9 protein-coding genes are annotated in these 13,541 nt (G+C 65.3%); 1 reads left to right on the forward strand and 8 read right to left on the reverse strand.

Annotated features, from left to right (window positions below; genetic code table 11):
* Positions 1 to 147: 147 nt before the first annotated feature.
* The 8 genes from narI to IB236_RS12545 form a co-directional block, all read right to left on the reverse strand.
* Positions 148 to 879 (reverse strand): respiratory nitrate reductase subunit gamma, encoded by a 732-nt coding sequence (gene narI, locus IB236_RS12510; RefSeq protein ID WP_146870175.1) that lies wholly within the window; start codon positions 877 to 879, stop codon positions 148 to 150.
* Positions 876 to 1,577 carry a nitrate reductase molybdenum cofactor assembly chaperone gene (narJ, locus tag IB236_RS12515; RefSeq protein WP_108497439.1) on the reverse strand — a complete coding sequence of 234 codons (702 nt, stop codon included), beginning with the start codon at positions 1,575 to 1,577 and terminating at the stop codon, positions 876 to 878. The genes narI and narJ overlap by 4 nt, the downstream gene beginning before the upstream one ends.
* A gap of 20 nt (positions 1,578 to 1,597) precedes the next feature.
* Complete coding sequence (gene narH / locus IB236_RS12520; RefSeq protein ID WP_056745774.1) at positions 1,598 to 3,121, reverse strand: nitrate reductase subunit beta; 1,524 nt, start codon at positions 3,119 to 3,121, stop codon at positions 1,598 to 1,600.
* Between the two features lie 17 nt (positions 3,122 to 3,138).
* Entirely contained in the window at positions 3,139 to 6,942 is a 3,804-nt protein-coding gene (locus IB236_RS12525) for a nitrate reductase subunit alpha (protein WP_192421020.1), read from the reverse strand.
* 34 nt (positions 6,943 to 6,976) lie between these two features.
* On the reverse strand, positions 6,977 to 8,386 hold the full coding sequence (locus tag IB236_RS12530) for a NarK family nitrate/nitrite MFS transporter (RefSeq protein ID WP_056745778.1): 1,410 nt from the start codon (positions 8,384 to 8,386) through the stop codon (positions 6,977 to 6,979).
* 20 nt (positions 8,387 to 8,406) lie between these two features.
* The gene (locus IB236_RS12535) at positions 8,407 to 9,699 is read right to left on the reverse strand and encodes a nitrate/nitrite transporter (RefSeq protein WP_116748705.1); all 1,293 of its coding nucleotides are present in this window, start codon (positions 9,697 to 9,699) and stop codon (positions 8,407 to 8,409) included.
* 205 nt (positions 9,700 to 9,904) lie between these two features.
* Positions 9,905 to 10,654, reverse strand: coding sequence for a response regulator (locus tag IB236_RS12540; protein ID WP_192421021.1), 750 nt, complete (start codon positions 10,652 to 10,654; stop codon positions 9,905 to 9,907).
* Positions 10,651 to 12,597 carry a type IV pili methyl-accepting chemotaxis transducer N-terminal domain-containing protein gene (locus tag IB236_RS12545; RefSeq protein WP_225581116.1) on the reverse strand — a complete coding sequence of 649 codons (1,947 nt, stop codon included), beginning with the start codon at positions 12,595 to 12,597 and terminating at the stop codon, positions 10,651 to 10,653. Before IB236_RS12545 ends, IB236_RS12540 begins: the two co-directional genes overlap by 4 nt.
* Positions 12,598 to 12,668: 71 nt before the next feature.
* Here IB236_RS12545 and IB236_RS12550 point away from each other — a divergent pair, with 71 nt between their 5' ends.
* Positions 12,669 to 13,535, forward strand: coding sequence for a ChaN family lipoprotein (locus tag IB236_RS12550; RefSeq protein WP_056059858.1), 867 nt, complete (start codon positions 12,669 to 12,671; stop codon positions 13,533 to 13,535).
* The last annotated feature ends 6 nt before the right edge of the window (positions 13,536 to 13,541 follow it).

A 13,541-nucleotide genomic window follows, 5' to 3' on the forward strand; every position in this document is an offset into this window, starting at 1 on the left:
CGTTGCCACCAGGGCCTCGTAGGCCGCAGCCTGCGTCGGGGTCAGCGTGCTGGCAGGTGCTGCCGCCACGCCGCTGTCAGTGGAGCCGCATCCGCAGCTCCCGGTTCCACATCCGCTCATGGTGTGCTCCTTGATAGTCGGTGGATTTCAGGCGCGGCGGTCTTGCGACTGCATGTGGCCTGGGGGCAGGTTCAAGCGGCGCGCACGCACCACCTGGTAGGGGCGCAGCACATAGGCCAGCGTGCCAAATCCACTCCACACATGCACCAGACGGGTGAAGGGGAAGACCAGGAAGATGCTCATGCCCAGGAACATGTGGGCCTTGAAAATCCAGCCCGCCTCGGCCAGCAGCTCCACCCCGCCGCTGCGGAAGGTCACCACCCGTTGCCCCCACTCGGCCAGCTTCATCATCATGGAGCCATCCAGATGCTGCGCCGACAGCGGAATGGTGGCCAGGCCCAGTGCCAGTTGCAGCCACAGCAGCACCAGAATCAGGATGTCGCTGGTCTTGGACGTGGCACGGATGCGAGGGTCCGACAGGCGGCGGTGCAGCAGGATGGACAGGCCGATGAAGCCCAGCGTGCCCGCGATCCCGCCGGAGACCATGGCCATGAGCTGCTTGGCGCCTGCACTCATGAAATGCTCATACAGAAAGTGCGGCGTGAGCATGCCCACCGTGTGGCCGAAGAACAGGAACAGCACGCCGATGTGGAACAGGTTGCTGCCCCAGCGCAGACTGCCGGTGCGCAGCAGCTGCGACGAGTCACTCTTCCAGGTGTACTGGTCACGGTCAAACCGCGTCCAGCTGCCGATGAAGAACACGGCCAGGCAAATGTAGGGATAGATGCCAAACAGCAGGGTGTCAAGCCAGGTGGTCATGCTGAGACTCCTTCGGGTGCCCGCTCGGCGCGGGGGGTACGAACAAAATGCAGGGGCTGCGGCTGGTCGGGCTTGGACTGGCCCTGGGTGCTGCAACCGCCAAACGCTTCGGGCTCGGCCCAGACCTCGTCCATGGGCGGCTCGGGCGTGAGCGCCACCGACTGCACACGCTGGCCCGAGACTTCGAGCACGGCGGCAATCACACTGGCGTAGGGGCTGTTGCGCGCCACGAGGGCGCTGAACAGCGCATTGAGGATGTGGGCCATTTCGCCCAGAAACTCCCTGGCCACTTCGGGCGGCTGGGTAGAGGCGAACTCCAGCACCACCGGCAGGTGGTCGGGCAGCTCCTCTGCCTGGAACTGCAGGCCTGCCTTCTCGTAGGTCTGCAACAGGTCGATGAGCGCCGGGCCCCGGTCACGCGAATCGCCGTGCACATGCTCGAACAGGTGCAGCGAGGTCTGGCGGCCTCGATCAAAGTTGTCCACGTAGCGGGCTTCGGCTTCCAGCGGGTCGAGTGCAGCCAGGTGCTCGCACACCGCCTTCAACTCCTCCATGCGCTCGGCCGTCAGGGCTTGCTCGGCCTGCAGAGCGTCGATGAGCTGCGGCATCACGCTGCGCAGCTGAGCATCGGGGTAGCTCAGCAGGTAGCCCAGGGCGCGCAGGGTCAGGCGCACGGAGGTCGGGTTCTTCTTGAACATGGTGATTCCTTCCGTGTCGCTCAAACAGTCGCTTTGATGGGAATGGTCCGCGGCTTCTTGCCACCGAACATACTGGTCTCGGTGGCGCCGTCGGAGCAACCGTTGCCAAACGAGAAGCCGCAGCCGCCCCGGATGTCGAACGCGTTTTCTGCGTACTCGCGGTGGGCCGATGGGATGACGAAGCGGTCCTCGTAATTGGCAATCGCCATCACGTGGTACATCTCCTCCACCTCCGCCATCGACAGGCCGGCCTGCTTGAGCACCGACAGGTTCTGGCGCTGCTCCACATGCTTGTCGCGCTGGTAGGTACGCATGGCCAGCATGCGCTCCAGCGCCCGCACCACGGGCCCGGTGTCACCGGCGGTGAGCAGGTTGGCCAGGTACTGTACGGGGATGCGCAGCTGCGACACGTCGGGGATCTCGCCATTCACGCCCACGTGGCCGGCATTGGCAGCGGCCGTGATGGGCGACAGGGGCGGTACATACCAGACCATGGGCAGCGTGCGGTACTCGGGGTGCAGCGGCAGGGCCACCTTCCAGTCCACTGCCATCTTGTAGACGGGGCTGTTGCGGGCGGCGTCCATCCAGCTGTCCGGGATGCCGTCGATGCGGGCCTGCTTGATGACATCGGGGTCGTTCGGGTTCAGGAAGATGTCGAGCTGGGCCTGGTACAGGTCGCGGTCGCGCTCCACGCTGGCGGCTTCCTGGATGCGGTCTGCGTCATACAGCAGCACACCCAGGTAGCGGATGCGGCCCACGCAGGTTTCCGAGCACACCGTGGGCTGGCCCGCCTCGATGCGGGGGTAGCAGAAGATGCACTTCTCGGCCTTGCCCGACTGCCAGTTGTAGTAGATCTTCTTGTAGGGGCAGCCTGAGACGCACATGCGCCAGCCACGGCACTTGTCCTGGTCGATCAGCACGATGCCGTCTTCCTCGCGCTTGTAGATCGAGCCGCTGGGGCACGATGCCACACACGCCGGGTTCAGGCAGTGCTCGCACAGGCGCGGCAGGTACATCATGAAGGTGTTTTCGAACTGGCCGTAGATGTCCTTTTGCACATCGTCGAAGTTCTTGTCCTTGCTGCGCTTGCTGAACTCGCCGCCCAGGATTTCTTCCCAGTTCGGGCCCCACTCGATCTTCTCCATGCGCTTGCCGGTGATCAAGCTGCGTGGGCGGGCCGTGGGTGCGGCCTTGGTTTCAGGCGCGGACTGCAGGTGGTCGTAGTCGAACGTGAAGGGCTCGTAGTAGTCGTCGATCTGCGGCAGGTTGGGGTTGGCGAAGATGCGCATGAGCAGCTTCCACTTGCCGCCCTGGCGGGGCGCGATGGAGCCGTCGGGGCTGCGCACCCAGCCGCCATTCCACTTGTCCTGGTTTTCCCATTCCTTGGGGTAGCCGATGCCGGGCTTGGTTTCGACGTTGTTGAACCAGGCGTATTCCACCCCGGGGCGGCTGGTCCAGACGTTCTTGCAGGTAACAGAACAGGTGTGGCAACCAATGCACTTGTCCAGGTTCAGCACCATGCCGATTTGTGCGCGAATTTTCATCGTGTTTCTCCTTGGCTTCAGGCGTGGGCTGCGGTGCTGGACACAGGCTCATCGTCGAGCCAGTCCACGCGGTCCATCTTGCGCACCAGCACAAACTCGTCGCGGTTGGTGCCGATGGTTCCGTAGTAGTTGAAGCCGTAGCTGTACTGTGCGTAGCCGCCAATCATGTGGGTGGGCTTGAGCACGATGCGCGTGACCGAGTTGTGGATACCGCCACGGGTGCCAGTGATCTCGGAGCCAGGGGTGTTGATGATCTTCTCTTGCGAGTGGTACATCATCACCATGCCGGGGTTCACGCGCTGGCTCACCACCGCGCGGGCCGCAATGGCGCCGTTGGCGTTGAAAAGTTCGACCCAGTCGTTGTCCACGATGCCTGCAACCTTGGCGTCGTCTTCGCTCAGCCACACCACGGAGCCACCCCGGTTGAGCGTGAGCATCATCAGGTTGTCGCTGTACGTGCTGTGGATGCCCCACTTCTGGTGCGGCGTGATGAAGTTCAACGCGATCTCGCGGTTGCCGTTGGGCTTCTTGCCCTCGACTTCTTCCAGCGTCTTGAGGTGCACCGGTGGGCGGTAGCTCACAAAGCCTTCGCCGAAGTCACGCATCCACGGGTGGTCCTGGTAGAACTGCTGGCGGCCCGTGAGCGTGCGCCATGGGATGTACTCGTGCACGTTGGTGTAGCCCGCGTTGTAGCTGACCTTCTCGCTTTCCAGGCCCGACCAGGTGGGCGAGCTGATGATCTTGCGCGGCTGCGCCTGGATGTCGCGGAAGCGGATCTTCTCGTCCTCGCGGTGCAGCGCCAGGTGCACGTGGTCGCGCCCGGTCTGCTTGCCCAGGGCCTCCCAGGCCTTACAGGCCACGTGGCCGTTGGTTTCGGGGGCCAACATCATCACCACTTCGGTGGCGTCGATGTCGGTCACGATGCGGGGCATGCCCTGTGTCACACCCTCTTCCTTCACGCGGCCGTTCAGGTCACCCAGCTGGCCCACCTCGGTCTGCGTGTTCCAGCCAATGCCCTTGCCGCCGTTGCCCACCTTCTCCATCAGCGGGCCCAGCGCTGTAAAGCGTTTGTAGAGGTTGGGGTAGTCGCGCTCAACCACCGTGACCTGCGGCGCTGTCTTGCCGGGGATGAGTTCGCACTCGCCCCGCTTCCAGTCGCGCACACCATAGGGCTGTGCCATTTCGCCGGCCGTGTCGTGCATGATGGGCGTGAGCACCACGTCCTTTTCGACGCCCAGATGGCCCACGCTGACCTCGCTCACGGCCTTGGCGAAACCCTTGTAGATCTCCCAGTCGCTCTTGGCCTGCCAGGCAGGGTCCACCGCTGTGGACAGCGGATGGATGAAGGGGTGCATGTCGCTGGTGTTGAGGTCGTTCTTCTCGTACCAAGTGGCCGTGGGCAAGACGATGTCGGAGTACAGGCAGGTCGTGCTCATGCGGAAGTCGAGCGTGACCAGCAGGTCCAGCTTGCCTTCGGGCGCGTTGGTGTGCCACTGCACTTCCTCGGGCTTGGCTTCATCCTTGCCCAGATCCTTGCCCTGCACGCCGTGGGTGGTGCCCAGCAGGTGCTTGAGGAAGTATTCATGCCCCTTGCCCGACGAGCCCAAAATGTTGGAGCGCCACACGAACATGTTGCGCGGCCAGTTGGCGGGGTGGTCCGGGTCTTCGCAGCTCATCTGCAGGCTGCCGTCTTTCAGTGACTGGACCACGTAGTCCTTGGCGTCCATGCCCCGGGCTGCGGCGTCCTTGGCCACCTGCAGCGGGCTGGTCTTGAGCTGGGGGGCGGATGGCAGCCAGCCCATGCGCTCGGCGCGCACGTTGTAGTCGATCTGCGCGCCGTGATAAGCCTTCTTGTCGGCCAGCGGCGAGAGGACCTCCTCCATGCCCAGCTTCTCGTAGCGCCACTGGTCGGTGTGGGCGTAGAAGAAGCTGGTGCTGTTCATCTGGCGCGGTGGGCGGATCCAGTCCAACGCAAAGGCTAGCGCCGTCCAGCCGGTCTGTGGGCGCAGCTTTTCCTGGCCCACATAGTGCGCCCAACCACCACCGCTCTGACCGATACAGCCACACAACATCAGCATGTTGATGATGCCGCGGTAGTTCATGTCACTGTGGTACCAGTGGTTCATGGCCGCACCGATGATGACCATGGACTTCCCGTGGGTCTTGTGCGCGTTGTCGGCAAACTGGCGGGCCACGGTGATGATCTGATCGCGCGGCACACCGGTGATCTTTTCCTGCCAGGCGGGCGTGTAGGGGCGGTCGCTGTCGTAGGTGACGCCCTGCTCTTCGCCGGGCAGACCCCGGTCAATGCCGTAGTTGCCAGCCAGCAGGTCGAACACGGTGGCCACCATCACCCGGCCCTGGGCTTCGTGCCCGGCCAGCTCCAGGTGGGACACCGGCACGCGGCGCACCATCACGTCGCCGCCTTGTTCGTTGGCCGTGAAGTTGGGCGTTGCCACGCCGCCAAAGTACGGGAAGGCCACATCAGCTACTTCATGGGCCTGCGCGCCGTCCTCGATCACCGAAAGCTTGAGCTTGAAGGTGTTGGCGGTGCGTGCGTCCTTGTTCTCCAGGTTCCACAGGCCCTGGTCGGCACGTCCGTCGGCCCCCCAGCGGAAGCCGATGGAACCATTGGGCAGCGTGACCTGGCCCAGTTCGTCGTAGCCCACGGTCTTCCAGTCGGGGTTGTTGGACTGGTCGAGCTTGTTCGGAAAGTCGCTGGCGCGCACATAGCGGTCTGGCACCATCACCATGCGGCCATCGGGCAGCGTCTTTTCCTTGAGCACCACCAGCAGGGGCAGGTCGGTGTAGCGGCGGGCGTAGTCATCAAAGTACGCCGAGCGGCCCTTGCCCCCGTCCTTGAAGTAGAACTCCTTCAGGATCACATGGCCCATGGCCATGGCCACGGCAGCGTCGGTGCCCTGCTTGGGATGCATCCACAGATCGCCCAGTTTGGCGACTTCGGAGTAGTCGGGCGTGATGGACACCACCTTGGTGCCCTTGTAGCGCACCTCGGTCAAGAAGTGCGCATCCGGCGTGCGCGTCTGGGGCACATTGGAGCCCCAGGCAATGATGTACGAGCTGTTGTACCAGTCGGCCGACTCGGGCACGTCGGTCTGCTCGCCCCAGGTCTGTGGGCTGCTGGGAGGCAGGTCGCAGTACCAGTCGTAAAAACTCATGCACACGCCGCCGATGAGGCTCAGGTAACGCGAACCCGCTGCATACGAAATCATCGACATCGCCGGGATGGGCGAGAAGCCGATGATGCGGTCCGGGCCGTGCTTCTTGATGGTGTACACGTTGGCCGCAGCGATCATCTGGTTGACTTCGTCCCAGGTGCTGCGCACAAAGCCGCCCAGGCCGCGCTGCTTTTGCCATTCGCGCTTGGAGGCATCGTTCTCGACGATGCTGGCCCAGGCGTCCACCGGGCTCTTGGCCAGGGCGATGGCGGCGCGCCAGTGCTTGAGCAGGCGGCCGCGCACCATGGGGTACTTCACGCGGTTGGCGCTGTACAGGTACCAGCTGTAGCTGGCGCCGCGTGCGCAGCCACGGGGTTCGTGATTGGGCAGGTCGGGCCGGGTGCGGGGGTAGTCGGTCTGCTGGGTTTCCCAGGTGACGATGCCGCCCTTGACGTAGATCTTCCACGAGCAGGAGCCCGTGCAGTTCACGCCGTGGGTGCTGCGCACGATCTTGTCGTGTGCCCAGCGGTCACGGTAGGCGTCTTCCCAGGTGCGGTCTTCACCATTGGTTTCGCCATGGCCCTGGGCAAAGGTCTCGCGGGGCTGCGAGAAGTACGAAAGGCGGTCGAGGAAATGGCTCATCGGGGGCTCCTTGTTCTGTTCTGTTCAGGGGTCATCAGCAAGGCATGGCGGCGTTCTTGCGCGCGTAGTGCCACCAGGTGATCACGATGCAAACGAGGTAGAAGGCGAAGAACGTCCACAGCGCGGCATGGGGGCTGCCGGTCAGCGCAATGGAGCTGCCATAGCTCTTGGGAATGAAGAACCCGCCGTAAGCCGCCATGGCGGCCGTGAAGCCCAGCGTGGCGGCGCCCAGGGTGTTGCCTTCCTTGTTGGCCTGGGCCACGGCCGCAGTGTTGCGGGGGTCCACACCGCGCATGGCTTCGGTCAGGAAGATCACGGGGATCATCCGGAAGGTGGAGCCATTGCCGATACCGGTGGTGAGGAACAGCACCAGGAAGCACACGAAGAAGCCTGCAAACTGACCTTCATTGCCTGCGGATGGCAGGAACACCGTGACGCCCACCACGGCAATCGCCATGACGATGAAGTTCCACAGCGTGACGCGCGCGCCGCCGAGCTTGTCGGCCAGCCACCCGCCAAACGGCCGGACCACCGCGCCCACCAGCGGCCCCAGCCATGCGTAGGCCAGGGGGTTGATGTTAGGAAACTGGCTCTTGATGAGCAGCGGAAAGCCTGCGGCATAGCCGATGAACGACCCGAAGGTGCCGAGGTACAGCACACACATCAGCCAGTTGTGCTTGCGCTTGAAGATGGCGGCCTGCGCAGCGAACGAGGCACGCGCATCGGCAATGTCGTTCATGCCGAACCAGGCGGCCAGCGCCGTCAGCGCAATCCATGGCACCCAGATGAAGGCGGCGTTCTGCGTCCACACCTGCGCGGTCTGGCCGTTCTTCACAATGGTCTGTGCATCGCCACCAAAGACCCCAAAGATACCGGCCGTAACGACCAGAGGGCTGAGGAACTGCACCACCGACACGCCCAGGTTACCGAGGCCCGCATTCACACCCAGCGCGGAGCCCTTGCGCTCCTTCGGAAAGAAGAAGCTGATGTTGGCCATGCTGGAGCTGAAGTTGCCGCCGCCCAGGCCACACAGCAGCGCGAGGATGAGCATGGTGGGGTAGGCCGTGGTGTTGTCCTGCACCGCAAAGCCGATGCCGATGGCCGGGATCAGCAGCGAGGCGGTGGAGATCGCCGTCCAGCGGCGGCCACCGACCAGCGGCACCATGAACGAGTAGAAGATGCGCAGCGTGGCGCCCGAGAGCGCGGGTGCCGCCGCCAGCCAGAACAGCTGGTTGGTCGAATACTTGAAGCCCAGGCCCGGCAGGCTCACGGCGACTACGCTCCAGACCTGCCAGATGGCAAAGGCCAGGAACAGCGCGGGCACCGAGATCCACAGGTTGAGCTTGGCGATGGCTTCGCCTTCGCGCTCCCAGAACGATTTGTCCTCCGGGGCCCAGAGGGTGAGCAGACGCCCCTGGCGCCCGCTGGTGGTGGTGGCAGACATGGTGATTTTTCCTTGAAAGATCAACGGGTGGCAGGTTGCGCAACAGCGCCCTGCGAACCCATGAGACGGGTGTTGCGCACTTCGGTGAAGTACATCCAGATGAGCGAGACCCACACCACGCCGTACATCAGCATGAAAGCGCTGGAGCGGATGCCGGTAAGGTCCATCAGCGCACCGAACAGGATCGGCAGCACGAACCCGCCCAGGCCACCAGCCAGACCCACGATGCCGCTGATGGCGCCGATGTTGTGGGGGTAGTCGTCGCTGATGTACTTGAAGACACTGGCCTTGCCGAAGGCCCAGCAAATGCCCAGCAGAAACATGAGACCGGTGAACAGGTACACGTTCAGGCCGATGTGGAAGGTCTTGGGGCCGTTGACGGTGACGATGGTGAAATCAGTCTGGGGGTAGCTCAGCAGGAAAAGGCAGATCCAGCTCACCCACATCACCCACCAGGTCACGCTGTGGGCGCCGTACTTGTCGGACAGCATGCCTCCAATGGCGCGCAGCACACCGCCGGGCAGCGAGAAGCACGCGGCCAGCAGTGCCGCCACGCGGATGTCGAGGCCAAACTCGCCCACGTAGTACTGCACCATCCACAGCGACAGCGCCACATAGCCGCCAAACACGATGCTGTAGTACTGGCAGTACTTGAGGACCTTGGGGTCCTTGAGCGCCTTGAGCTGGTCGGTGAACTTGACGTTGCTGGGCACCAGGTGGGCCGGGTCGCTGTAGCTGAACAACCAGAACAGCACCAGGGTGCCCAGCATGATGGCCGCATACACCTGCGGCACCATAGTCCAGCCGAAGGCCACCAGCAGCACCGGCGCCACGAACTTGTTCACGGCTGCACCCGAGTTACCCGCGCCATACACACCCATGGCCGTGCCCTGGCGATGCTTGGGGAACCAGCGCGCCACATAAGGCGTACCCACTGAGAACGAGCCCCCCGCCAAGCCCACGAACAGGCCGATCGTCAGGAAGTGCCAGTACTCCGTGGCATAGCTCATGAGCCAGATAGCAGGCACGGTGGTGGCCATGACGGCCGCCATCACGATACGGCCACCGAACTTGTCGGTCCAGATGCCTAGGGGCACCCGCACCAGCGAGCCCGTGAGCACGGGCATGGACATCAGCAGCCCGAACTGCGTGGAGTTCAGGTTCAGCATCTTCTTGATGGGGATGCCGATGACGCCAAACATCATCCACACCATGAAGCAGACCGTGAAGGCGAAGGTGCTAACGATCAGCACCGACCAAGCCTGGCGAGTGCGCTGCGGGCTGTCGCCCGGGGGCAGGGTTGCGTTGGCCATTGCGCGATTCCTCTCTTTTTGCATGAGAGGAATGGTCGCGTTTGTGGCGACCTTTGCACATCCTTCACTAGAGGGTGTGCGGCGCGGCAGAGGGACTAGTTACCCGGGGCGGAGCATCGTCCGAAAGAACTATGGCGCAAGCGTTGTGGGTAATAGCACCCGCACCACACCAGCCCGATGCGCCCGGAGCGTGCGAGGGCCAGCGCTATTCGGCGCGCTGCCGGTCCGAGGCGTACACCGCGGCCTGCACGCGCGAACTCAGGCCCAGCTTGCGCAGGATGTGCTGCACGTGGATCTTCACCGTGGTCTCGGCGATGTCGAGCGTGCGCGCGATCTCCTTGTTGCTGGCGCCGCGTGCAATCTCGCGCAGCACGTCTTCCTCGCGCGGTGACAGGGGTGTGAAGCCGCTGACGGCGCCTGCAGCGACCGCAGCGGCATCGGCGGGTATGGGCGCGGTGGGCGCTATCTCGGGCGCGCCTTGCGACTGGAACGCCGCCACCAGCTTGCCCATGAGTTCGGGGCTCACCACGGGCTCACCCCGGGCGGCACGGCGAATGGCCTGGGCCAACAGGTCGCCGTCGATGGTCTTGAGCAGGTAGCCCTGCGCGCCGTTGCGCAGCGCGGTGGCCAGGTCCTGCGCGTCCTCGCTCACGGTGAGCATGAGCACGCGCGAGGCGGGCGAGACTTCGCGCAGGCCCTGGATGGCATCCACGCCCATCACCCCGGGCAGGTGGTTGTCGAGCAGGATCACCTGCGGCTGCAGCTGGGGCGCAAGCCGCAGGGCCTGCGCGGCATCCCCCGCCTCGCCCACCACGGACAGGCCCTCATACTGGCTCAGCAGCGCGATCAGCCCGCGACGGAACAGCGTGTGGTCGTCCACCACCAGCAGCGTGACCGGCGGTGTCGTCGGCGCTGACGCGGGGGCTGTGGCAACGGGCAATACGGAGGTCGTCATGGGATGGTGGCTTGTTGGGGGGCTACGGCGTATATCGAACCCGCTGAATGGGTGGATGCGGCGGGCTGGTGAGGCGGCGTGGGTGCGATCGAGGGAAGCTCGATGCACACGCGGGTGCCCTGCCCCGGAGCAGACTCCACCTGGACCACCGCGCCAATGCGCTGGGCCCGTTCGCGCATGATGCCCAGGCCTACATGCAGCGAGTCCGGTGGCACGGAGGCCACCTCAAAGCCAGTGCCGTTGTCCTGCACCTCAAAGCGCCAGCGTGGATGGCGGTGCACCAGCACATCCACCCGCGTGGCGCCCGAATGTTTGCGCACGTTCGACAATGCCTCCTGCACCATGTGCAGCACCTGGATCTGCACGTCCTGCGCCAGCGGCAAGCCGTGGCCCACCATGCCCAGCGTGGTGGCCATGCCGGTCTGGTGCTCAAACTTGGACAAGGTGGCGCGCAGCGCTGACTCGATGTCTTCCTCGCTGGTTCGGGTGCGGAAGTGCACCAGCAGCTCGCGCACATCGGAATAACACTCGCGCACACCCACATCCAGCTCGCCGATGCTGCGGTCGCGCTTGGCCTCATCGCCGCGCGCCACGGCATCGCGCAGCAGCTGGGTCTGGATCTTGAGGAAGGCCAGCGACTGGGCGATGGAGTCGTGCAGCTCCCGCGCCAGCAGGCTGCGCTCCTCTGCCACCGCCGCCTCGCGCTCCAGCGCGGTGGCACGCAGGCCCTCCATGGCACTGGCCAGGTGGCGCGTCATGGCTTCGAGCAGGTCGCGCAGTTCATCGGTCAGCTCCACTGGCGAGCGGAAGAACAGATCCACCTCGCCCAACAGGCGCTGCAGCATCTGCACCGGGATGGTGACCATGGTCTGGAACCCCGCCTCGCGGCAATGGGGCAAGGCAACGGTCGTGGACGGTGTGATGGGAATGACCCGCGTGCGCGCCTGGGCCTGCGGCTGGCCGCACAGGCAGGTGCCCGTGTGCAGGCAGTGCTCGCCTTCGGCCATGGTGCGCGGCAGGCCGTCGCCCGCCAGCAGCACATAGCGTTCGTTGGCCTCATTGGACCAGCGCACGGCGGCTGCGTCGGCCCCCGCTACGCGGCGGATCTGCTGCACAAAACCCTGGGCCAGCAGCTCCAGGCTGCCCGCCGTGCTGGCCAGCGCGCTCACCTCATACAACGCGGCCAGGCGCTGGTTCTGCACGGCGATGCTGGCGGTCTTTTCGCGCACCTTGTGCTCCAGCTCGTCGTGCGATGCCTGCAGTGCATGCGCCATGAGGTTGAAGCCCGCCGACAGCTGACCGAACTCGTCATCCGTATCCACCGGCAGCCGCGTGCCCAGCTCGCCCTGGCGCAGCCGGGCCTGGGCCTGCTGCAGACGTGCCACGGGATTGATGACCAGCAGATAGCTCACGGCCATGAAGGTGACGGCAGCCACGATGGCCAGCGCCATCATGAACAGCTGGAACAGGTGCAGCGCGGCGGTCCAGCCCGCGATCTGGATCTCGATGGCATCCACAAAACCATCGACCTGCTGCACAAAGGCATCGGCCTCCGCCAGGTTCCGGGCGCGGTCCGGGGGCGATGCGCTGACCCACCCGGTGCGGGCCTCGGTCCACCGGGTGCGGATGCCATCGAACCGCGTACGTGTCTCGTCGCTCCACGGCACAAACAGCGGGCGCGACGGATCGCCCGTGCGCAGCAACTCCAGGCTGGCGTCGAACTGGCGGGCGCGTTCTTGCACGGCCTCGGGTGGCTCGGTCTGCAGCACCAGCACCATGCGCAGCATGTTCATGCGCAGGCGGCCGGCCTCGTTGACCGCCGCTGCGCCACCTTCGAGCTTCCAGGTCACCCACAGGGTCAGGCCGATGGAAGCGAGCGCCACCAGCAAGAAGCCCGCGCCCATGGCAAGGAGTTTGGTGGAGAGCGTGGGACGGGAGCGCATGGCGCAGTGTAGGGAAGGGGCATCACCACAACCTTGACCTGGGTCAAGAGCGGCCCGCGTAGCATGGAGCCATGCAACGACTGCCCCTCCCTCTCCTGCGAACCTGGCTGGTGCTGGGAAGCGTCACCGTGGCGCTGGCTGGCTGCGCCTACGCCCCTGCCCCGGGCACGCCGCCCTCCCCCCTCTGGACCGACCGCTTGCAGAGCCTGCTTCCCGCCGATGTACTGCTGCTGGGCGAGCAGCACGATGCACCCGACCACCAGCGCCTGCAGCGCGAGGCCGTGGCGTGGCTGTCCTCGCGCGGGCAGCTGGCGGCCGTGGTGATGGAGATGGCCGAGCGGGGCCACAGCACCCGGGGCCTGCCGCGCGATGCCAGCGAAGCGCAGGCCCAGGCCGCCCTGCAATGGGACAACGCCGCCTGGCCATGGCAGGCCTATGGCCCGGTGGTGATGGCGGCCGTGGGCGCCGGCGTGCCCGTGCTGGGAGGCAACCTGCCCCGCGCCCGCATGCGGGCCGCCATGGCGGAGACCGCCTGGGACCGGCACCTGCCCGCCCCCGCGCTGGCGCAGCAATACCAGGCGCTGCGCGACGGCCACTGCGGGCTGCTGCCGGAGCCACAAATTGCGCCCATGGCCCGCATCCAGATCGCCCGCGACGCCAGCATGGCCCGGACGGCCCACGAGGCGTTGCGCTCCGGCCAGACGGTGCTGCTGGTGGCTGGCGGCGGCCATGTGCTGCGCCACCTGGGCGTGCCAACGCATTGGCCGGCAAATCTGGTGTCAAAAGTAGTGATAGCGCAGGTGGAGCATGCGCCAGCCGCTATCAAATCAGGTGCACAAGCAGATGCCGTGGTCCAGACCCCGGCGCTGCCCCCGCGTGATGTGTGCGCAGAGTTGCGCGAGCAGTGGCGCCCTGCGCCCCCCGGACAGAAGGTCTGAGCGCGC

It is taken from the genome of Acidovorax sp. ACV02, assembly GCF_014851475.1.
GTDB lineage: Bacteria > Pseudomonadota > Gammaproteobacteria > Burkholderiales > Burkholderiaceae_C > Acidovorax > Acidovorax delafieldii.